Source organism: Bacillus sp. FJAT-29790, from assembly GCF_019039215.1.
Taxonomy (GTDB): Bacteria; Bacillota; Bacilli; order Bacillales; family Cytobacillaceae; genus Cytobacillus.
This window is the reverse complement of the sequence record NZ_JAHNZZ010000002.1, coordinates 1-20651: the sequence shown is the minus strand read 5'-3', so window position 1 is coordinate 20651 and position 20651 is coordinate 1. Positions and strand designations below refer to the sequence as shown.

19 protein-coding genes and 1 riboswitch are annotated in these 20651 nt (G+C 40.6%); of the genes, 2 read left to right on the top strand and 17 right to left on the bottom strand.

Translation table 11 applies throughout. The annotated features are described in order from the left end of the window. Positions 1 to 66 precede the first annotated feature (66 nt). The 5 genes from pcrA to BGM26_RS15160 form a co-directional block, all read right to left on the bottom strand. On the bottom strand, positions 67 to 2292 hold the full coding sequence (pcrA, locus tag BGM26_RS15180; RefSeq protein ID WP_217040820.1) for a DNA helicase PcrA: 2226 nt from the start codon (positions 2290 to 2292) through the stop codon (positions 67 to 69). A 66-nt stretch (positions 2293 to 2358) separates the two neighbouring features. Next, entirely contained in the window at positions 2359 to 3054 is a 696-nt protein-coding gene (gene pcrB, locus BGM26_RS15175) for a heptaprenylglyceryl phosphate synthase (RefSeq protein WP_217040819.1), read from the bottom strand. 163 nt (positions 3055 to 3217) lie between these two features. Next, positions 3218 to 3532 carry a YerC/YecD family TrpR-related protein gene (locus BGM26_RS15170; RefSeq protein ID WP_217040818.1) on the bottom strand — a complete coding sequence of 105 codons (315 nt, stop codon included), beginning with the start codon at positions 3530 to 3532 and terminating at the stop codon, positions 3218 to 3220. Continuing rightward, positions 3514 to 4611: a DUF3048 domain-containing protein gene (locus BGM26_RS15165; protein ID WP_217040817.1), complete on the bottom strand. Its 1098-nt coding sequence runs from the start codon at positions 4609 to 4611 to the stop codon at positions 3514 to 3516. Before BGM26_RS15165 ends, BGM26_RS15170 begins: the two co-directional genes overlap by 19 nt. A gap of 69 nt (positions 4612 to 4680) precedes the next feature. Then, positions 4681 to 6423 (bottom strand): adenine deaminase C-terminal domain-containing protein, encoded by a 1743-nt coding sequence (locus BGM26_RS15160; protein ID WP_217040816.1) that lies wholly within the window; start codon positions 6421 to 6423, stop codon positions 4681 to 4683. Between the two features lie 334 nt (positions 6424 to 6757). On the opposite strand from BGM26_RS15160, the gene BGM26_RS15155 reads away from it, so the two are divergent. Together BGM26_RS15155 and BGM26_RS21830 are read left to right on the top strand one after the other, a co-directional pair. Beyond that, positions 6758 to 7045 (top strand): YgaP family membrane protein, encoded by a 288-nt coding sequence (locus BGM26_RS15155; RefSeq protein WP_217040815.1) that lies wholly within the window; start codon positions 6758 to 6760, stop codon positions 7043 to 7045. Positions 7046 to 7527: 482 nt separating this feature from the next. Beyond that, on the top strand, positions 7528 to 7641 hold the full coding sequence (locus BGM26_RS21830) for an EYxxD motif small membrane protein (RefSeq protein ID WP_367949350.1): 114 nt from the start codon (positions 7528 to 7530) through the stop codon (positions 7639 to 7641). Here BGM26_RS21830 and purD read toward each other — a convergent pair. The 12 genes from purD to BGM26_RS15095 form a co-directional block, all read right to left on the bottom strand. After that, positions 7619 to 8890, bottom strand: a complete 1272-nt coding sequence (purD, locus tag BGM26_RS15150) for a phosphoribosylamine--glycine ligase (RefSeq protein ID WP_217040814.1) — start codon at positions 8888 to 8890, stop codon at positions 7619 to 7621. The genes BGM26_RS21830 and purD overlap by 23 nt on opposite strands. A gap of 30 nt (positions 8891 to 8920) precedes the next feature. Next, positions 8921 to 10456 carry a bifunctional phosphoribosylaminoimidazolecarboxamide formyltransferase/IMP cyclohydrolase gene (gene purH / locus BGM26_RS15145; protein WP_217040813.1) on the bottom strand — a complete coding sequence of 512 codons (1536 nt, stop codon included), beginning with the start codon at positions 10454 to 10456 and terminating at the stop codon, positions 8921 to 8923. Between the two features lie 70 nt (positions 10457 to 10526). After that, positions 10527 to 11102 (bottom strand): phosphoribosylglycinamide formyltransferase, encoded by a 576-nt coding sequence (purN, locus tag BGM26_RS15140; protein ID WP_217040812.1) that lies wholly within the window; start codon positions 11100 to 11102, stop codon positions 10527 to 10529. An 18-nt stretch (positions 11103 to 11120) separates the two neighbouring features. Continuing rightward, positions 11121 to 12146 (bottom strand): phosphoribosylformylglycinamidine cyclo-ligase, encoded by a 1026-nt coding sequence (gene purM, locus BGM26_RS15135; RefSeq protein WP_217040811.1) that lies wholly within the window; start codon positions 12144 to 12146, stop codon positions 11121 to 11123. Positions 12147 to 12519: 373 nt separating this feature from the next. Next, positions 12520 to 13923 (bottom strand): amidophosphoribosyltransferase, encoded by a 1404-nt coding sequence (purF, locus tag BGM26_RS15130; protein WP_217040810.1) that lies wholly within the window; start codon positions 13921 to 13923, stop codon positions 12520 to 12522. After that, positions 13908 to 16127 carry a phosphoribosylformylglycinamidine synthase subunit PurL gene (gene purL, locus BGM26_RS15125; RefSeq protein ID WP_217040809.1) on the bottom strand — a complete coding sequence of 740 codons (2220 nt, stop codon included), beginning with the start codon at positions 16125 to 16127 and terminating at the stop codon, positions 13908 to 13910. Before purL ends, purF begins: the two co-directional genes overlap by 16 nt. Next, a complete protein-coding gene (gene purQ, locus BGM26_RS15120; protein ID WP_217040808.1) occupies positions 16111 to 16794 on the bottom strand; it encodes a phosphoribosylformylglycinamidine synthase subunit PurQ in 684 nt (227 codons plus the stop codon). The genes purL and purQ overlap by 17 nt, the downstream gene beginning before the upstream one ends. Continuing rightward, a complete protein-coding gene (gene purS, locus BGM26_RS15115; RefSeq protein ID WP_217040807.1) occupies positions 16791 to 17045 on the bottom strand; it encodes a phosphoribosylformylglycinamidine synthase subunit PurS in 255 nt (84 codons plus the stop codon). Before purS ends, purQ begins: the two co-directional genes overlap by 4 nt. A 139-nt stretch (positions 17046 to 17184) precedes the next feature. Next, complete coding sequence (gene purK / locus BGM26_RS15110) at positions 17185 to 18318, bottom strand: 5-(carboxyamino)imidazole ribonucleotide synthase (RefSeq protein WP_217040806.1); 1134 nt, start codon at positions 18316 to 18318, stop codon at positions 17185 to 17187. Beyond that, complete coding sequence (gene purE / locus BGM26_RS15105; protein ID WP_217040805.1) at positions 18305 to 18793, bottom strand: 5-(carboxyamino)imidazole ribonucleotide mutase; 489 nt, start codon at positions 18791 to 18793, stop codon at positions 18305 to 18307. The genes purK and purE overlap by 14 nt, the downstream gene beginning before the upstream one ends. A gap of 277 nt (positions 18794 to 19070) precedes the next feature. Next, a riboswitch (purine riboswitch) is annotated at positions 19071 to 19172 on the bottom strand. A 94-nt stretch (positions 19173 to 19266) separates the two neighbouring features. Further along, positions 19267 to 19470 (bottom strand): NETI motif-containing protein, encoded by a 204-nt coding sequence (locus BGM26_RS15100; RefSeq protein ID WP_217040804.1) that lies wholly within the window; start codon positions 19468 to 19470, stop codon positions 19267 to 19269. Then, complete coding sequence (locus BGM26_RS15095) at positions 19467 to 20009, bottom strand: DUF2179 domain-containing protein (protein ID WP_217040803.1); 543 nt, start codon at positions 20007 to 20009, stop codon at positions 19467 to 19469. Before BGM26_RS15095 ends, BGM26_RS15100 begins: the two co-directional genes overlap by 4 nt. Positions 20010 to 20651: the final 642 nt, after the last annotated feature.

Sequence of the window (20651 nt, the reverse complement as noted above, 5' to 3'; positions counted from 1 at the left end):
AACTTCATAAAAAACCTATTTAAAAACAACAACTATTTAGAAAACAGCCTTTTAAAAAGATACTTTTTAGCCTTTTTTAATCGGCGCGAATTTAGCCAATAAGCGTTTGATGCCAATTGGTTTCGGAAACGCAATATCGAGTTCAATTCCCTCGCCTGCTCCTTTAACACTGACAACAGTGCCTGTGCCCCATTTGCCATGCTCAGCTTTATCGCCGACCTTCCATGCGAGTTCATCCCCGCCAGTCGTATTCATCGCGGGACGAATGACCGGCTTTCTTTGCGGTTGTCTCGAAGGCGCTGAGCTGAATGGCGTAGAACCGAATGGTGAACCCGCTTTATGAGCAGGCTGCAAGCCATCTAATAAATCTGCTGGGATTTCTTTTATAAATCGTGAAGGAGAATTCATACTTGTACGACCATACAGTGTACGCATTTGAGCATTCGTAATAAAAAGTTCCTTTTCTGCTCTTGTAATTCCGACATAGGCAAGCCTGCGTTCTTCTTCCATTTCCGCTTCTTCCATCAAGGAACGGCTATGTGGAAAAACACCTTCCTCCAAGCCGATTAAAAAGACAATCGGAAACTCAAGCCCTTTCGCGGAATGAAGTGTCATTAAAACGACAGCATCTGCCTTTTCTCCGTCATCATCCAATTTATCGATATCAGCAACTAGAGCTAAGTCTGTTAAAAATGCAACTAAGCTCTTATCTTCACTGCCATCTTCAAAGTTTTTCGTTACGGATAAAAACTCGTCCAAGTTTTCAAGTCGGCTTTGCGCTTCAATAGACTTTTCTGCAACTAGCATTTCCCTATAGCCAGACTTATCTAGAATTTCTTCAACTAATTCTGTTACAGAGAGGTATTCCTGCATTTGTGCATAGTTTTTGATCAAATCCCTGAATTCAGTGGCAGCTTTCGTGATTTTCGGGCTTAATCCAATCAGCTCAATTGATTCTAATGCCTCAAACATTGTCATATCATGAAGCGTAGCAAAGTTAGCTATTTTATCAATCGACCCCGAACCAATCCCCCGCTTTGGTACGTTAATGACCCGCTGTAGGCTAATATCATCATCCGGGTTGGCAATTAAGCGCAAATAAGCGAGGATATCTTTAATTTCTTTACGGTCATAGAACTTAATTCCGCCGACGATGGTGTATTCGATATTTGACTTTAAGAGTACTTCCTCCATCACACGGGATTGGGCATTGGTCCGGTACAAAATTGCAAAATCAGATAAGTTCCGGTTCCCTTCCCTTGCCAGCTCTTTTATTTTTCCAACGACAAATTGCCCCTCGCCCTGCTCACTATCCGCACGGTAGTAGAAAATCTTGCTTCCTTCGGGGTTTTCCGTCCAAAGATTTTTCGGTTTCCGGCTCATATTCCTCGCAATTACTTCATTCGCGGCAAGAAGAATCCGTTTTGTCGAGCGATAATTCTGTTCAAGCAAAATAACCTGTGCGCTCGGATAATCCTTTTCAAAAGAAAGAATATTAGCGATATCCGCACCACGCCAGCGATAAATTGACTGGTCCGAATCACCAACCACACAAAGATTTTTAAAGCGGTTTGCAAGAAGCTTTACAAGCATATATTGAGCTTTGTTGGTGTCCTGATACTCATCAACGTGAATGTATTGGAATTTGCGTTGGTAATACTCGAGTACTTCTGGTACTCTTTGAAATAGTTGGATGGTTATCATGATTAGGTCATCGAAATCTAATGCCTGGTTTCTTCTAAGTCTTTTTTGGTATTCCGTGTAAACATCACTGACAACTTGCTGGAAGTAGTCGCCTGTTGTTTTTGCGAATTCTTCTGGGGTTGTTAGTTCGTTTTTTGCTGAGCTAATCGATCCGAGAATTGCACGCGGATCGAACTTCTTCGGATCCAAGTTCTTATCCTTTAAAATTCCTTTGACTACAGATTGCTGATCCGTTGTATCTAAAATCGTAAAGTTTCGGTTATAGCCAATACGGTCAATATCTCTTCTTAAAATTCGGACACACATTGAGTGAAAGGTTGAGATCCAAATCTGATCAGCGGCTCCGCCCATCATTTTATAGATCCTTTCTCTCATCTCGCGCGCAGCTTTGTTCGTAAATGTGATGGCTAATATGTTATAGGGATTGACTCCCTTCTCAACCATCAAGTAAGCAATCCGATGTGTTAATACTCTTGTTTTTCCACTGCCTGCCCCGGCCATAATTAACAGGGGACCGTCCGTTGCCTTTACTGCATTTTGCTGTTCTGGATTTAACCCATTTAACAATTTATCCGATAAAAATTGCATTGCTTCTCGTCACCACCATACAAACATATGTTCTTGATTTTATTTTACTTGATTTCTACTTACCAATCAAATAATTTTTGAGCGGATTGCTTGCACGGTCTGCAAGGCTGCTTGCAAATTATCATAAATAATATTTCCAACTACGATGACGTCTGCACAATCCGACATTTCTTTTGCATGTTCAACACTTTCGATGCCACCGCCATAAAAAAGCGTTGTTTTTTCTAACACTTTTTTCACTTCAGACACTATTTCACGATCCCCATATGCCCCGCTGTATTCCAAGTAAAAAATCGGCAGATGAAACATCTTTTCTGCCATCATTGCAAATGCCTTTACATCGTCCTTAGACAAACTTGTCCGAGCATTCGTGAGCTTTGCGGCTTTGCAATCTTCATTGAGGATACAATAGCCTTGGACAAAAATCTCTTCCCAATTCATTATTTCTCCGTACTCTTTTACAGCTTCATGATGAAGTCCGGTAATCCATTTAGCATCCTGACTATTTAATACCGTCGGAATAAAATATAAATCAAACCCTGGCGTAATCGAATCAATAGACGAAACCTCTAGTACACAAGGAACTGTATACCGCCTTATACGAGCCATCAGATCGAGTACCTTTTCCAATGTAACTCCATCTGTTCCGCCCACAATAATGGCATCCGTTCCCGATTCACAAATTTTTTCTAAATCGTCATCCGAAATATATTTATCTGGATCGAGCTTAAACACATGGCGCCACTCGCGAACATCGTACATCCAAACTTCCTCCATTCTATCATTCCATTCCACCATTATATCATTAGTGAAATGAATGAAAAAGAAAAGCGCAGAAGGGAATCTGCTTCTAAAAATTAGGATATTCCCCATAATGGACCAAAAAAACCGCAGGAATTATGCCCACGGTTTCGTTTCAGATTAATTACTCTTCTATTTTCTCAATTTCCTCTTCTTTAATCCGTTCCAATGCCATTTCATAAGCATCATTCCCATAGTTCAAGCAGCGTTTCACACGGGAAATGGTTGCTGTACTGGCACCTGTTTCTGTTTCAATTTTATGATACGTTTTCCCTTCACGAAGCATGCGCGCAACCTCTAGCCGTTGAGCGAGAGATTGAATTTCATTCACCGTACACAGATCATCAAAAAAACGATAGCACTCTTCTAAATCCTTCAATGATAAAACGGACTTAAATAATTGGTCGAGATCTTTTCCTCTTAATTTATCAATTTGCATATATTAATCTCCTTTAAAATAGACATTCTATTGCTTCTATCAAAAGAAACCGTTTGCTCTAAGCCAGGATCGGCAGGAATAAGATTAATCCATGTCCTTCCAGGAACTAGGCCAGTTTCCTTCCCATTTATGATAGGCAAAATTCTCCCATCAATATTTTTCCAATCTACTGCCTTCCACTTGCCTTTTTGCAATAAATAGCCCCTGCCGCCAGAAGTTAAGTTAATTGCACGCCGACCTACATTATCAATTATTTTATGATCGGTTTCAACTATGAATATGTTGTCAAGTAATACCGGTTCACCTGAATCATAATCTGCAGTTAATTCGCCATTTGAATAACGTTTATACTTTCCAAGAGTCTCATCATATTCAAAAATGACATTAAATAAATTACTGGAAAAATAAGAAACCATCGCCGATTGGGCTTCTTCTCCGTCTATAGCATCCACTTCACTTTTTTTCAAGAAAGTCAGAGGGGGTGGAGATTCTTCCATCGCATAATTATTTTGTTCCGCACCCTTTAAGATATTTTCAAAAGTAATATAAGAATTATGCGGTGCTTTCCGAAAACTAGCGCGGTTAAAAAGCGTTCCATCATAGTATAGTCCATTTAAGTGATCGATATAGCCCTTATCCAACAACGCTTTGGCATCGGGACTGTTTCCATGAGCGATATATAAACTGTTATACCCTTTTGCCAATTCAATAAAATAGTCCCTGGCACTTCTTACAGGACCGATCTTTTCCGGTTTTTCGCTTTGATAAATAGCAAGAAATCTGGTTACATCCCCTTCTGCAAGCAGTTCATATACGACATCTGCTTTTTCAAGTCCGGACTGGGGACGGGCAGCCGGGTGATTATTGATCATTACTGCAACCGCTCGACCTTTCGCTTTCTCATCTGTTTCAACACCGGTTAACGGAAATTGAAAAGGAAGTTCTTTCTCCTCTGAAACGTCTTTCGCTGTCTCTTCTATTTCATTGTCTTTGTACTCAACGTCCGTTTTATCATTTTTGCTGCATCCCGTAGCTAGGAGCATCATCACTGCCAAAGCAGCTGTCCATTTGTTAAACATATAACACCTCAATATTCAATCTAGGTATTTTCTCCGCATTTTTTTCTAATTCAGCTATCCTTTTACATTTTAACGCATTATCGTTGGAAAGAGTACCGTTTTGTTCATAACATCATATATTCCTTGCTGTGTGATCCGAATATAGGGCAAATGGGTTGAAGAAAAAAATAAGAGCGAATAGATTGGATCCGAGAATTGGTACCCTTTTTCTCTCAAATAACGGTGAAGCTGCTTTTCTTCCGTAATTAAGTTTTCCACTCTTTGATCGGACATGACTCCTTTTAGCTTTAAAGGAATCTCCTGAACAATCTGACCCTGTTCAGAAACAGTGATGCCGCCACCTAATTCCTTCATCCGGTTAAAAGCAATCATCATATCCATCTTACTTTTTCCAATAAGAATAATATCACCTGTATTGGAAAAAGAGCTTGCTAAACCATCCAAACGGCTCGCGAAGCCTTTTATCATCGTATTCATCCGCCATTTTCCATTTTTATCAATCAGCATGAAGTAGCACTCATCATGCGAAGAAGACAACCGATCACCTGAAACATCAATAGCGATCGTATATGGCTTTGTAATCACAGCATTTTCCATTTTAATCCCGAAAGGCATTGAAAATTGCATATCATCCGGTGTAAGATCCCAGTCTAATTGTAAAGATTCGAATCCTTGATTTTTCCAAGAAATCGGTTCATAGGCATCCAGTCTTTCTCCGTCCCTTTTTACCCACTTACCTTTAGCAAGAACAGAAAGCGGTGTAGGGTTTATCTCGCTTGATAGAAAATTGATATTCGCAACTCTGCCAGTGGCAATATTACCATGCAAATGCTCAATATGATAATAGCGTGCCGCATTAATTGTCCCCATATTGTAGGCGTCAATGACTGGAACACCCTTTTCTATCGCAATCCGAATCATTTCATCAATTATCCCCTGTTCATAAAAAGCCGGGGAAGCACCGTCTGTTGTGAAAATAAACGAATCGTAATGATCAATCCCAAGTTCATGCATTTCATCCAATAATTTAGGCAGATCAGGACGAATCGAAGAATATCGTAAAGATACGGTATACCCTTGCATTAACCGATTATACACGTCTTTCCCTGACATGGATTCATGATCACAATCCGCACCAAGCAGCATCAGTTTAGCCAATGTCTTTTCAGATGCACCAGGGAAATGCCCTTCAATTTTTTTCCTCATCCGCTTCGTTTCTTGGATCCAATGAAGCATCAAGTCATCGCCATCTAATAATTTAGGCCAGGCAGATAACTCCCCACCTTGTAGAACAGCATCATGTTCAAGCCATGATTTAATATGACTATGCGAGAAGGTTATTTCTTCATTTTGCATTTCCGTTTGTGGATCAAAACGGCACCACCAGTACATCGTGGATGGAATATTTTTCGCTTTTTCTAAAAAAGAAAACGCTTTCTCTTTCTCCAGTTGCAAAGCAAGGACCATGTTGTCATTGATTAATGTTGTCGTGCCAAATTGGGATGCATAGCTGGCAAACGAATGGGGATTATATAATAGAAATGGATGGGCATGAGGCTCTATGTAGCCTGGAACTAGCCATAAGCCTTCACAATCCATGACTTCGCATTGTCCGATGTTTTCAGGCAGCCTCTCGCCTACATAGACGATGCGGTCGTCATATATCCAAATATTTGCTGTCATCCATTTGCGAAATGCATGATTTAGATAACGGGCGTTTTTCAACAGCAATGTCGGTGACAATTTCCCGTCCAAAACGGAAACATGCTTACGCAAATGCTTGTTTTTCCATCGATAACGCTGTTCCAGCATTAGAATCCCTCCCCCTGTTTTAATTATCTTTTTTGGGCTATGTTTTACAATATTGTTGCTAGATCCGCGGGTTCGATTACCTTCCGAAAAGCGATTTTTGCTAACCCAAAAAAGGTTTTCTCCAGGCAAAATCGCCCGCTAGTATTTGATTATCAACACTAAGAATTAATAAAACCCTTTGGATGGATTTTAAAATTGTTTTTAGCACCAAATGGCTTTACAACACAAAAGAAAGCCCTTTCAATGTTTGTTTTTATACTAACATATTTCGTTATTTAACGCATTAAAGAAGGACTAAAAGTTTGTAAACGATTTGTAAAAGGAGAAGTGTCGCATGAAGTTAAAACCAAATGTCGGGATTGTGGACGCATTAGTGCGAATTACAATTGGATTTACCGTATTAGCATGGAGTACATCGAAGCTCGTAAAAAAGCCATGGCGCGATTCCTATCTAATAATGGCAATGCTGGGCGGGATGAAAATAGCGGAAGGAATTGTCCGGTTCTGTCCATGTAAAGCTCTTTTTGAAAGAGGGCAGGATATGATGCAGGAAAGACAGCAAGGACTACACAATGATTCTGAAGAGGCGAACAACGGGATTCACCCTTACAATCCATCTTAATCTAGCTGCGATTAAGGATTTCTGAATATAGATAGAGGCGCTTTTCTAAAGGTTTCAATATTGAACAAATTTTGATGACAGTTCTTCCTATTCCAGAGCTCCTTAAGTGGTTTTATAGGACCTTTCTGAAAAAAATATGTAGTATCAGTTCTATTGGACCTCTACTGACGAAAAACAATACTTAAGGGCTTATTGAGCCGTTCTATTGGACAAACACTAACGAAAAACAATGCTTTAGGGCTTATTGAGCTGTTCTATTGGACAAAACACTAACGAAAAACAATGCTTAAGGACTTATAGAGCCGTTCTATCGGACAAACACTAACGAAAAACAATGCTTAAGGGCTTATAGAGCTGTTCTATTAGACAACCTCTGGTGAAATTCTGTGTTTAAACGGAGCTGCAAAATTCAAGATGATTCACCTAATTTCTCAAATAAAGCCCCCGAAAATGGGGGCTTCAAATTCAAAGGAGCTGATTTCATGTTTTTAGAATATCTGACAGATATGTCTTTTGTCTTAATTGCATTAATTGGTGGGATCGTAGCTTTGCTTTACGTTTATATTCGCAGATCTAATAAGAAACGTGCTCGATAGCTTTATACCCGATATCTTTCCGATAAAATACTCCGTCACATTGTAATTTTTCTAGTTCGGTGTACACTTTTTCCTGTGCTTCTTTTAATGTGGCTGCCTTTGCAGCGGCAAGAACAACACGTCCGCCATTTGTCGTAAACTCCCCAGCGCTGTTTTTGTCTGTTCCGGCATGGAAAACAGGAACATCCTTGCTAATTTCTGCTAAGCCGTTTAATATGGCCCCTTTTTCATAAGCTTCAGGGTATCCTTTGGATGCAACGACCACACCTAGCATGGCTTGATCATCCCAATGAATTTCGGGTTTTTCACCCTTTATTACTGCAAGCATAACCTCTGCCAAATCCGATTTCATTCTTGGTAAAATCACTTGAGTTTCCGGATCGCCAAAACGGGCATTAAACTCAATAACTTTAGGGCCAGCTTCCGTTTTAATGACCCCAGCATAAAGAATTCCGCAAAAACTTCTTCCTTCTTGCACAAGTGCTTTTGCTGCGGGCTCTAATATATCCACAATCGCCTTTTGTACTGTTTCTTCACCAATATGCGGGACTGGTGAATAGGCTCCCATACCGCCCGTATTCGGTCCTTTGTCCCCGTCATACGCACGTTTATGATCTTGAGCAATTTCAAGAGGGATCACAACTTCTCCATTTACTAAGCCCATAAGAGAAAACTCCTCACCAGCGAGGAATTCCTCAATAACTACCGTTGATGAAGCATGGCCAAACTTTTCGTTCAAGAGCATTTCCTCAATGCTTGAAAGTGCTTCTTCCATCGTCATTGCGACGATAACACCTTTTCCGGCAGCCAAACCATCCGCTTTAATGACAATTGGCGCTCCCTTTTCTTCTATGTAGGCTTTTGCCTCTTCATATTTAGAAAAAACAGCGAATTCTGCAGTTGGGATGTTGTATTTATCCATTAAATCCTTCGCAAAAGATTTGCTTCCTTCAATTTCTGCTGCCGCTTTCCTCGGTCCAAATACCACTAAACCTTCTTCCTCAAAACGGTCAGCTAAACCTTCAAGAAGCGGCACTTCCGGTCCGATAACCGTTAAGTCTACTTCATTTGCACGGGCAAATTGAACGAGCTTGTCCTGATCATTTTCCTGAATCGCAACAAGGGTTGCCACATCTTCCATGCCCGGATTGCCTGGAGCCGCAAAAACCTGAGCTACTTTCGGACTCTCACTAATCTTCCTGCAAATCGCATGCTCCCGTCCGCCTCTTCCAATAACCAATACCTTCATTTACTCCACCTCCGAAAGGATTTCTTCCTTTTAGTGTTTAAAATGTCTTACCCCTGTAAATACCATGGCAATTCCGTACTCATCTGCTTTTTTTATGGAATCCTCATCGCGAACAGATCCGCCAGGCTGAATAATTGCGGTAATGCCTGCTTTTGCTGCGGCTTCAACGGTATCGTCCATCGGGAAAAAGGCATCCGATGCTAAAACGGATCCGACTGCTTGGTCTCTCGCCTGTTCAAGTGCGATTTTTGCTGCACCGACCCGGTTCATCTGTCCTGCTCCAATTCCAAGTGTCATATCAGAATTGTTAACAACAATCGCGTTCGATTTTACATGTTTAACGACTTTCCAGCCAAGTTTAAGAGCTTTCCACTCTTCTTCTGAAGGCTCTCTTTTTGTAGGAACGGAGATATTTGCATCTTCAAATGTGTACTGATCATACCCTTGAACAAGCAATCCGCCTTCAATCGATGTTAATCTCATTTCCGCTTTTTCTTTCACATCGAAAGGAATGGTTAGTAAGCGAAGATTCTTTTTCGCTGATAAAATATTTAGTGCTTCCTCTGAAAATGATGGAGCAATGATTATTTCAAGGAAGATCTCATAAAGTTTTTTCGCTGTTTCTTCATCCACTTCACGGTTTAAGGCAATAATTCCACCGAAAATTGAAACTGGATCAGCCGCAAATGCTTTTGAAAAAGCATCAAAAACTGTTTCACCTGTTCCAACTCCACACGGATTCATATGCTTGACAGCAACGGCTGCAGGCTCGGAGAATTCTTTAACAATCTGAAGAGCGGCATCAGCATCATTAATGTTATTATATGAAAGCTCCTTCCCGTGCAATTGTTCAGCATTAGCAATAGAAAATGCTGAACCTAAAGGCTTGCGATAGAAGGCTGCTTTTTGATGCGGATTTTCACCATATCTTAATGATTGTTTTAATTCATACGTGACTGTTAATTTTTCTGGTGTTCCTTCTTTCGCAAGATCAGTCATATATTCTGCAATCATCGCATCGTAAGCGGCTGTATGACGAAACACTTTAGCTGCCAGCTTGCGGCGGGTTTCTTTTTGCACTTCCCCGTTATCCTTCAGTTGCGTTAATACAGTTTCATAGTCAGTTGGATCCACAACTACTGTTACGTATTCATGGTTTTTAGCTGAAGCCCGTAGCATGGCAGGGCCGCCAATATCGATATTTTCAATTGCATCTTCGACGGATACATCTAGTTTGGCAATCGTTTGCTGGAATGGATAAAGGTTGACACACACTACCTGAATTGGCTGAATTTGATGCTCTTCCATTTGTTCTTTATGGCTTGGCTCATCAAATTTAGCAAGTAATCCACCGTGTATCATCGGGTTTAATGTCTTAACCCGCCCTTCTAAAATTTCTGGAAATCCTGTAACATCACTAACTCCGACAACTGGAATACCGCTCTCTTCCAAAGCCTTTTTTGTCCCGCCGGTTGAGAGAATCTCAAAGCCCAGCTCACTTAATGCTTTTGCAAACTCAGTTACACCCTTTTTATCAGAAACACTGATTAATGCACGTTTCTTCATCGGCTATCCCCCCTGCCTTTTTTATAAAATTTACTTCAAATAACTTCGGCTAAAAAAATCACAAAATCCTTTATTCATGTGCCCCGGAAAATAACTTCTGCAGAACAGATGGATATAATTTGTGCTCGATTTCATGAATTTTTGCCTCAAAGCTCTCTTTCGTTTCTGTTTTACTAATTTCAAATGACTGCTGGGCAATGATTGGGCCCGTATCCATACCTGCATCTACAAAATGGACTGTCACACCACTCACACTTACGTTCGCTTCGAACGCCTGTCCGATAGCATCTTTTCCTGGAAAGGCAGGCAGCAAGGAAGGGTGGATATTGACAATTTTCCCATCAAAAGCGCTTAGAAGTATTGGTCCAATTAACCTCATATAACCAGCTAAAACGATAAATTCAATATCGAGTTTATTTAATAAATGGATAATTTCATTTTCGTATTCATCTTTACTCGCAAAATCCCTTGCCTTAAAAGCAAAATAAGGAATATTTGCTTTTTTGGCTCGCTCAATGCTGTATGCTTCAGGTTTGTCACAAACTAACAGTTTAATATCAGCGTTTAACTCGCCATTTTTTGCTGCATCAATAAGAGCCTGAAAGTTTGTACCCCCGCCAGAAGCAAATACTGCGATCTTTTTCATCGTTATCCTCCGATAGAATTACAATATCTCAATTCCTTCTTTATCTGTTACCGTCCCAATGATATACGCCTTTTCACCAAGCGTATTAAAGTGGTTCATCACTTCTTCTGCAATTTCTTTGTCAACTGCTATGACCATGCCCGTACCCATATTAAAGATATTGTACATTTCTTTTCGGTCCAGTTTGCCGATTGTTTCCATCAATGAAAATACACCAGGTACTTCCCAGTTGCTTTCCGTTAACTCTGCACCTAATCCTTGAGGTAGCATACGGGGAATGTTTTCGATAAATCCGCCGCCTGTAATATGAGCGAGTCCTTTAAGTTTGAATTTCTCTAACGCAGAAAGAATGGATTTCACATAGATTTTCGTCGGGCGAAGCAGTTCTTCTCCTAACGTACAGCCTAATTCATCCACATGATCAGTTAAAGACATGTTTGCTTGTTCAAAAAACAGCTTTCTAACTAATGAATAGCCGTTGCTATGGATTCCGCTTGAAGCAAGTCCAATTAGGACGTCTCCAGATTGAATATCAGCACCAGTGATTAGATTTGATTTTTCACATGCACCTACAGAAAATCCAGCGATATCATATTCTTCTTCTGTATACATTCCTGGCATTTCAGCCGTTTCTCCGCCAACAAGCGCACATCCTGCTTGTTCACAGCCTTCTGCAATTCCTTTGACAATTGCCTCAATCTTCGAGGGCTCTGCCTTCCCGCAACCAATGTAGTCCAAGAAATAGATCGGCTCTGCTCCTTGCACAACAATGTCATTGACGCACATTGCCACAGCGTCAATTCCAATTGTATCGTGTTTATCCATCATGAAAGCGAGCATTAATTTTGTTCCCACGCCATCAGTGCCAGAAACTAACACAGGTTCTTTTAAATTCAGAACCGATAAATCGAACATGCCGCCGAATCCGCCCAATCCGCCAAGTACACCTGGGCGAACTGTTTTTTCAACATGTTTCTTCATGCGTGATACCGCTTCATAGCCTGCCTCAATATTGACGCCGGCCTGTTTATAAGCATTAGCCATCATAAATCCCCCATTTTTTCTTCATACTTTTTCAAATCCAAGTGAGAGTATATGTCCATTTTGAAAACAAAAGCGACATCCTTCAATGCCGCTTTCGATGTTTATTGTAGGCTGTTTTCGTAAAGTTTGTTGTTATCGAGAATAACCAATGACCGTTCCTTGCCGCTACAGGCACTTGCTTTCCGCGGAGAGGAAGTCGAGCCTCCTCGACGTTCCGTCTGCGGGGTCTCGACTTTTCCTCTATCTCCCGCAGGAGTCAAGTACCTTCCGCTCCAATCCACTCACCGTTTTCAATGTTGATAAAAGCAACAATTTTTTAGAAAAGAGCCTTATTGTAAAATTCACTATATTGCCAATAAAGAATTCGTCCGTTTTAAACCGTAGGAATCTTTTCCCCTGTTAAAATAGGATTGATTTCTGTCGGATATTTCCCTGTAAAGCAAGCGAGACATTGTCCACGTGATTCATCGTCTTCTTTTCTACCAATCGCTTCGACCATACCCTCCACACTTAAAAAGGTTAATGAATCCGCACCAATCATCTCTCTAATTTCTTCTACAGAGTAATTTGCGCCAATTAACTCTTCGGTTGTTGACATGTCAATTCCATAGAAGCACGGATTTTTAATGGGAGGTGAACTAATAACCACATGAACTTCGGTTGCCCCGGCTTCTTTGAGCAAGTTAACAATCCTTTTGCTCGTTGTTCCTCGAACAATGGAGTCATCTACCATAATGACTCTTTTGCCCTCCACGACTCCTCTTACTGGGGACAGCTTCATTTTCACGCCTTGATCCCTTAAGGCTTGAGAAGGCTTAATAAATGTACGGCCAACATAGCGATTTTTGATCAGTCCCATTTCATACGGAATGCCAGTTGCTTCCGCATATCCGATTGCTACTGAAATACTCGAATCAGGTACACCTGTCACAACATCCGCTTCAATCGGTACCTCAAGAGCTAATTGTTTTCCAAGTCTTTTGCGGGCTGAATGAACGTTAACACCGTTAATATTGCTGTCTGGACGGGAAAAATAGATATATTCCATCGTACACATCGCTTTATTTGATGCCACCGAAAACATTTCCGATTGAAGACCATTATTATCAATTACAAGCAATTCACCTGGCAATATATCACGGACAAATTTAGCACCAATAATATCGAAAGCACATGTTTCTGATGCAACAACATATGCGTCCCCGATTTTCCCAAGTGAAAGAGGCTTCATCCCATTTGGATCCAATGCAACGATTAATTCTGTTTCAGTCATAATTAGGAAGGCATACGCACCTTTTAACATCGACAAAGCGTATTTTACCCGATCTTTTAATGAGGAAAAACCGCCGCGCCTAATTAAATGAGCCAAAATCTCAGTATCTGAACTCGTTTGGAAGATGCTTCCCTGACCTTCAAGTTGATGCCTAAGTGCTCTTCCGTTGATTAGGCTTCCATTGTGGCAAAGGGCCATGCTGCCGCTTTGGGAATGGAAGAGAAGGGGCTGGATGTTTTCATATCCTGCAGCTGTTGTCACATGGCCAATAGCAGCATTACCTGTCAAATCCTTCATCGAATCGGCCGTAAATACCTCTGTAACGAGCCCTTCGCGTTTTGCACCCTTTAGCTTTGATCCATCTGTCACAACTATCCCAGTTCCTTCTTGACCGCGATGCTGTAGACTATGGAGCCCGTAATACGTAATTTGTGACGCATCTGAATGTCCCCAAACACCGAAAACACCGCATTCTTCGACTAAGCCTTCTATTTCAGCAGGCATGGAATAGCCCCTTTCCAGGCTTCTTTAAGAACTTCAACTTGCTCGGTAAGAACAACGGATCCATCATCGGCGGAAATTTGAAGAACTCCCGAATCCGTGACTTCTCCAAGAAGTCTTGCATCAACTAAGCCTTCAAATTCTTTTTGGTTTTCTTTTTTCACAGATAATAAGAAACGTGATTGTGATTCACTGAATAAAGCTGAAACTGTATTTCCTGAAATCTTTATATCTGCACCAAGACCTTTTGATCCAAATAAGCTCTCTGATACAGCAACTGCTAAACCACCTTCAGATAAATCGTGCGCAGAGGCGATTAGTCCAGAGCGAATTGCCTTTAAGACTTGCTTCTGATGCTTCTCCTCAACTTCCAGATGAAGCTCAGGCGCTTTTCCGAAAATCTTTCCGTATGTTAGCTTTTGCAGTTCACTACCGCCAAATTCATCTTTTGTTTCTCCTAATAGATAAATAAGGTCCCCAGCTTCTTTAAAATACTGTGTTGTCGCATGATCAATATCTTCAACAAGGCCAACCATGCCAATTGTTGGTGTAGGGTAGATAGCCATTCCTTGTGATTGATTAGATAATGAGACGTTCCCTCCAATAACTGGCGTGTTCAATTTCCGGCAAGCTTCACTTATTCCATCAGCAGATTTATCAATTTGCCAGAAGATTTCAGGATTATCTGGGCTGCCAAAGTTTAAATTATCCGTAACAGCTAACGGCTCACCACCGGAACAAACAATATTTCTTGCAGCTTCAGCAACAGCAATTTTACCGCCGGTTTCCGGATCAAGGTATACATAGCCAGAGTTACAGTCAGTAGTCATCGCAAGTCCTTTACGTGTACCTTCAATACGAACAACCGCAGCATCTGAGCCAGGGGCAACAACTGTATTCCTGCCAGCCATGTAGTCATATTGATCATAAACCCATTCTTTACTAGCAATTGTCGGACGTTGCAGTAGTTTTACAAGCGTTTCTTTATAGTCATCAATTGCAGGAATATCATTTTCCATCGTTTGGAATTCACGGAAGTATGCTGGTTCCTTTGATGGTTTATTGTAAACCGGTGCATCTTCTGCTAAAGCATCTGCAGGAACTTCGGCCACAATCTCTCCATTATGAATAAGACGAAGCATTTTATCGTCTGTTACTTTTCCAACTGATACAGCTTCAAGATTATATTTGGAGAATAGATCAATGATTTCTTGTTCTCTTCCCACTTTTACAACGATCAACATTCTCTCTTGGGATTCGGAAAGCATCATTTCATATGCAGTCATTCCTTCTTCCCTTTGCGGAACAAGATCAAGGTCCATTTCTACTCCAAAGCCAGCTTTACTAGCCATCTCTGCTGAAGAACTTGTCAAACCAGCTGCTCCCATATCTTGAATGCCGATAAGGGCATCCGATTTAACTAGCTCAAGGCAGGCTTCCATCAAAAGCTTCTCAAGAAATGGGTCGCCCGCTTGAACGGCTGAGCGTTCCTCAACTGGTTCTTCCTTTAATTCTACGGAAGAGAAGGTTGCTCCATGGATTCCATCCCGGCCTGTCGGTGCGCCTACATACATTACCGTGTTGCCAACGCCACGTGCCTGGCCTTTTTGGATATCTTTATGGTCAAGTAAACCAACAACCATCGCATTAACTAATGGATTTCTTTCGTATGATGGGTCAAATTGAACTTCTCCCCCAACAGTTGGAACACCAATTCGATTGCCATAACCAGCAATACCTGCTGCTACTTCTTTGAAAAGATGCTTCACACGCGGAGACTCTAAATCGCCAAAGCGCAATGAATTAAGTGCTGCAATCGGTCTTGCACCCATTGAAAAAACATCCCGCAAAATCCCGCCGACACCTGTTGCTGCACCTTCATAAGGCTCAATTGCAGATGGAGAATTATGGCTTTCTATTTTAAAAACGACTGCTTGTTGATCTCCGATATCAACAATCCCTGCTCCTTCTCCAGGCCCTTGGAGGACCTTTTCACCTGATGTAGGGAACTTTCTTAAAATAGGCTTCGAATTTTTGTAGCTGCAATGCTCGGACCACATAACTGAAAAGAGTCCGGTTTCTGTATAATTTGGAAGGCGTCCGAGCTGCTTTTCAACCATCGCAAATTCTTCATCTGACAAACCCATTTCCTTATATACTTTCTGCGCCTTTATTTCTTCTGGACTTATCTCATGCATTTGCGACATGTGTTTCCCTCCATTGTTTCACAATTGATTGAAAAAGTTTCAGACCATCTGTTCCTCCGATTATCTCCTCTACCGCTCTTTCTGGATGAGGCATCAGGCCAAGAACATTTCCTTTTTCATTGATGATTCCTGCGATATTTTCTAGGCTGCCATTCGGATTGGAACCGCTGTAAGTAAAAACAATTTGGTTATTTTCTTTCAATTTTTCCAGTGTTTCTTCATCGCAATCATAATTTCCATCGGCATGAGCAACTGGAATCATAATTGTTTCATTTTTTTCATATTCTGAAGAGAACATCGTCTCATTGTTTTCAACTTTTAATTCAACTTGACGGCAGATGAATTTCAAGTCTTTATTCCGTTTCATTGCTCCTGGAAGAAGCCCTGCTTCTAATAAAATTTGAAATCCGTTACTTACGCCAAGTACTGGTTTTCCTGCTTCTGCTGCTTTAATGACTTCTTTCATTACTTTATTATGGCGGGCAATTGCACCTGGACGAAGGTAGTCTCCGTATGAAGCGCCCCCTGGAAGAATAATTCCATCAAAGCCCTCTAAGCTTTCTGCATCGTGATTAACTTTTTCTACTTCTTCACCAAGGATGTCCCTCACAGCATTAATCATATCAACGTCATTCGAACCTGGAAATGAAATAACTGCTAGCTTCACTGAGCAACTACCTCCTCGATTTCATAACGGTAATTTTCAACGTTTAAATTGACCAATAAGTTTTCGCAAATTTCTTTTATCGTTTCTTCTAGATTGCGGTCAGATTTTTCGATCGTTAGCTCTGCGTATTTACCGATACGGACATCTAATACTTCGGAATAATTTAACGCATGAATTGAATTTTTCGCAACGGCTCCTTGAGGATCGATAACACTTTCTCTTAATGTAATGAATACTTTTACTTTGTACATTTTTATTGGCCTCCTAGTTTGGCTAAGTTTTTTTGAAAAATTGTATAAAGTTCATATAACATTGTTTTTCCCTAATGGATTACCTGCTTATTTTAAAGATTAGGAATCTTTTATTAACAGTCGACTTAAAACGCTATGATTATACGTTCCATATTTTGCTTTCCTCTACTTCAGAAAGAGCTTCTTCCACTGAATCACGCAAAAGGGTAACATGACCCATTTTTCGTTTATATTTAGCTTCCTTTTTTCCATATAAATGAACTTTCCAGTCGGATAATGCTGGTATTTCTTGTAATAAACCTTCCTGATGTTCACCTAAAATATTGACCATGACTGCCGGAGTTAATAACTTCGTATTTCCTAGCGGCCAATTACAAACGGCACGAATATGCTGCTCAAATTGAGAGGTTTGACACGCTTCAATTGAGTAGTGCCCTGAATTATGCGGGCGCGGTGCAAGTTCATTGATATAAATATGTTCATCCAAAGTCAAGAACATCTCAACTGCCAGTGTTCCAACAAGATCTAAAGCTTCAGCAAGCTGCTTTGCTGCCACAATGGCTTTTTCCTCTGCATTCTTCGTTATTCTTGCTGGTACGATTGTCTGATGAAGAATGTTCTCTTTATGGATATTCTCTCCTACTGGAAATACTGCTGTATCACCGGAAGGATTTCGACAAATTATGACTGAAATTTCCTTCTCAAATGGAATCCATTTTTCAAGGACACAGATGTTATCTTTTATGAGTAACTCTGCCTGATCGATATCCTGTTCACTTTTTAGAACTAACTGCCCTTTTCCATCGTAGCCGCCTCTAGAAGTCTTTAATACGGCTGGATAGCCAAGTTGTTGGATATGATCATGAACGTCTTGCAATGTTTCGATCACTGCATATGGAGCTACCTCAGCCCCTGCCTTTTGAATCGCTGCTTTCTCAGTTATGCGATCTTGGGTAATTTCAAGTAAAGAAGTTCCTTGTGGCACATAGGCATTCTTACAAAGCCAGTCCAATGCTTCGGCATTTATATTTTCAAATTCATAAGTGATTACATCGCTCACTTCGGAAAGCTCTTTGATTGAGCTTATACTATGATACTCACCAATAATTTTATAATCAGCAATTTGACCACATGGAGAGTCCTCTGTCGGATCTAGTACGGCAATTCTAAAGCCCTGAGCTCTTGCCGCAATCGCCATCATTCTTCCCAGCTGTCCTCCGCCAATAATTCCAATAGTTTGTCCAGGTAAGATGACTTTATTAGACAAGTTCATCACTACTTTCTAAAACTTCTTGTTTTGTTTTTTCTCTTCTCTGTTCAAGAAGGTCTGCAATGCTGGAATCAAATGCTCCTAATATTTGTGCTGCTAATAGTCCTGCATTTGTTGCACCAGCTTTACCGATTGCAACCGTGGCAACCGGAACTCCTCCAGGCATTTGGACGATGGACAATAACGAATCTAGCCCATTCAAAGCTTTCGATTGGACAGGAACACCAATGACCGGGAGTATTGTCTTCGCTGCAACCATTCCTGGCAAGTGTGCAGCTCCCCCTGCACCGGCAATAATTACTTTAATCCCTTTATCTTTTGCTTGTTCAGCAAATTCAAACATAAGGTCCGGAGTGCGATGAGCGGAAACGACCTTTTTTTCATATCCTATTTCAAGTTCTTCAAGGATATTGCAAGCATACTTCATTGTTTCCCAATCTGACTTGCTTCCCATTATTACCGCTACTTGTGCTTTCATCTGTATCCTCCAGATTTTTTTATTAAAGTGCAGACACTCACCAAGATAGCTTGTCCATAAGAATTCATAATTGTTTACACTAATAGGCTAGAAACGCCCATCTGATGGAATCGCTATTTATGCACCGTCCTGCTCTTTTCGCCATTTCTTATCATTTTTATATAAAAAACCCGCACAGATGCCTTCCTCAACGAGAGAAAGTTATCTGTCCGGGCAGAAATAAGCATAGTAAAAGGAATACCTCGGGTTGTGAGCGGTTTATTCCTAAGTCATGCCGGGCATATCAACTTTCCCTCATAGTCCGATATTTTATGGTTATCGGGTAGAGACTCATGGGCCATATTCCCATTATTATACGAGGGTTAATACACATTTAATTATTTTCCACTTCTTTATATTAACAACTTACTGAGAGCTAGTCAATAAATAATCGAACAATAATAGAAGTTCGATATTTAATGTTCGTGTTTTACTTAATCAATCGCCATTGCCTCAAAAAGAATTTGGCGTCCAACAGGTTTATAAGTGACTTCACCGCTATTTTTTACTTCTTGAAAAATAGGCTTTTCTGTTCTTCTTACAGGAATATAGCCTGTTTTTTGAATCCGTTCGAGACACTGATCGATCGTTTCATTTTCCTGCACTTCAAATACCATTTTCTTCTTTCCCTTACTCATGAAAACAACTTCCCTTTCTTAACCGATTTTACCCAGAACCCGCCATGAATCGTTTTTGGCTCATAAGCAATAATAAATGCCTTCGGATCTAACTCTTTTATCGTTTGATAAAGCTTAAGCTCGTATTTTCTCGGTGTCAGTATTTGTAAGGCCATTCGGTCGCCTTCAAGACCATTCGCGGCCCAGTTTGTTACTCCATATCCTTTCTCCCTTAGCGTTTTCGGCAAGTCCTTATCATATTCCTTCGTAATCACATTTACCGTAATATAGCCGAGAGCAAGCTTTTCCTCAATTTTCATTCCTGCGAGTACACCAATACCATACCCAACCGCATAAGCAATTAAATTCTGAATTTCATTAAGATTATCGAGAACTAATCTTAGCCCGATCACATAAATAATCACTTCAATAATACTAATAAAGGCAGCCAGATATCTTTGACCCTTTAGTGTTAAAATCATCCGAATTGTAAAAAACGATACATACACAATATTAATTAAAAGTATGATGGCAACCATTATAAAGCCGTTGTCTAGCATAATAATTCCTCCTTTAAAATGATGGGATCATAAAAGCTTTGTATAATTCAGTATTCGAAATAGATGCAACTCATCACAGAAGCCTTTTTAAAACAAATTACGTTTTTTTAAAGCCTATTAAGTCCTTATTGTACAAAAGAAATGCCTGTTTGCGTACCAATATTTTCAGAATCTTAAATTTGGAAACAAAAAGGGCGATTCTGGCAACATTTTACCCATCGAAATTAATTATCCACACAAAAAAAGAACACCATTTCAGGTGTTCTAGTCCTACTCTCACAGGGGGAAACCCCAACTACCACCCGCGCTACCAGGTTGGCTATGAACGGCGGATCTATGCGTCAGCTGCACTCGTTCCGTCCATATGCTCTGCACATGAGGAACGTCATAATAAGCGACTGAGTGTATTAAGTTATTAAACCTTAAAGTTTGTTTGGTTTAGTCCCTCGTCCCGATTTCAGAAAGCATATTCAAGATGTGGCTCAATCGGTAGGCTGACGTTTCTCGAGAAGCTTATTCGACCGTGCCTACTTGACCTCCCTGTTCCTAGCCAACCTGGAAATTGTAGTCTTAGTTTGATTCCATTCTTTAATCATTTACAAATATTTCTATACACAAAAAGAGTACCACATGTGGTACTCT

What these genes read in the sequence shown, in the direction of transcription:
- pcrA (WP_217040820.1), bottom strand. Translation starts at nt 2,292, where the DNA reads ATGCAATTTTTATCGGATAAATTGTTAAATGGGTTAAATCCAGAACAG.
- pcrB (WP_217040819.1), bottom strand. Translation starts at nt 3,054, where the DNA reads ATGTACGATGTTCGCGAGTGGCGCCATGTGTTTAAGCTCGATCCAGAT.
- BGM26_RS15170 (WP_217040818.1), bottom strand. Translation starts at nt 3,532, where the DNA reads ATGCAAATTGATAAATTAAGAGGAAAAGATCTCGACCAATTATTTAAG.
- BGM26_RS15165 (WP_217040817.1), bottom strand. Translation starts at nt 4,611, where the DNA reads ATGTTTAACAAATGGACAGCTGCTTTGGCAGTGATGATGCTCCTAGCT.
- BGM26_RS15160 (WP_217040816.1), bottom strand. Translation starts at nt 6,423, where the DNA reads ATGCTGGAACAGCGTTATCGATGGAAAAACAAGCATTTGCGTAAGCAT.
- BGM26_RS15155 (WP_217040815.1), top strand. Translation starts at nt 6,758, where the DNA reads ATGAAGTTAAAACCAAATGTCGGGATTGTGGACGCATTAGTGCGAATT.
- BGM26_RS21830 (WP_367949350.1), top strand. Translation starts at nt 7,528, where the DNA reads ATGTTTTTAGAATATCTGACAGATATGTCTTTTGTCTTAATTGCATTA.
- purD (WP_217040814.1), bottom strand. Translation starts at nt 8,890, where the DNA reads ATGAAGGTATTGGTTATTGGAAGAGGCGGACGGGAGCATGCGATTTGC.
- purH (WP_217040813.1), bottom strand. Translation starts at nt 10,456, where the DNA reads ATGAAGAAACGTGCATTAATCAGTGTTTCTGATAAAAAGGGTGTAACT.
- purN (WP_217040812.1), bottom strand. Translation starts at nt 11,102, where the DNA reads ATGAAAAAGATCGCAGTATTTGCTTCTGGCGGGGGTACAAACTTTCAG.
- purM (WP_217040811.1), bottom strand. Translation starts at nt 12,146, where the DNA reads ATGGCTAATGCTTATAAACAGGCCGGCGTCAATATTGAGGCAGGCTAT.
- purF (WP_217040810.1), bottom strand. Translation starts at nt 13,923, where the DNA reads ATGCCTGCTGAAATAGAAGGCTTAGTCGAAGAATGCGGTGTTTTCGGT.
- purL (WP_217040809.1), bottom strand. Translation starts at nt 16,127, where the DNA reads ATGTCGCAAATGCATGAGATAAGTCCAGAAGAAATAAAGGCGCAGAAA.
- purS (WP_217040807.1), bottom strand. Translation starts at nt 17,045, where the DNA reads ATGTACAAAGTAAAAGTATTCATTACATTAAGAGAAAGTGTTATCGAT.
- purK (WP_217040806.1), bottom strand. Translation starts at nt 18,318, where the DNA reads ATGAACTTGTCTAATAAAGTCATCTTACCTGGACAAACTATTGGAATT.
- purE (WP_217040805.1), bottom strand. Translation starts at nt 18,793, where the DNA reads ATGAAAGCACAAGTAGCGGTAATAATGGGAAGCAAGTCAGATTGGGAA.
- BGM26_RS15100 (WP_217040804.1), bottom strand. Translation starts at nt 19,470, where the DNA reads ATGAGTAAGGGAAAGAAGAAAATGGTATTTGAAGTGCAGGAAAATGAA.
- BGM26_RS15095 (WP_217040803.1), bottom strand. Translation starts at nt 20,009, where the DNA reads ATGCTAGACAACGGCTTTATAATGGTTGCCATCATACTTTTAATTAAT.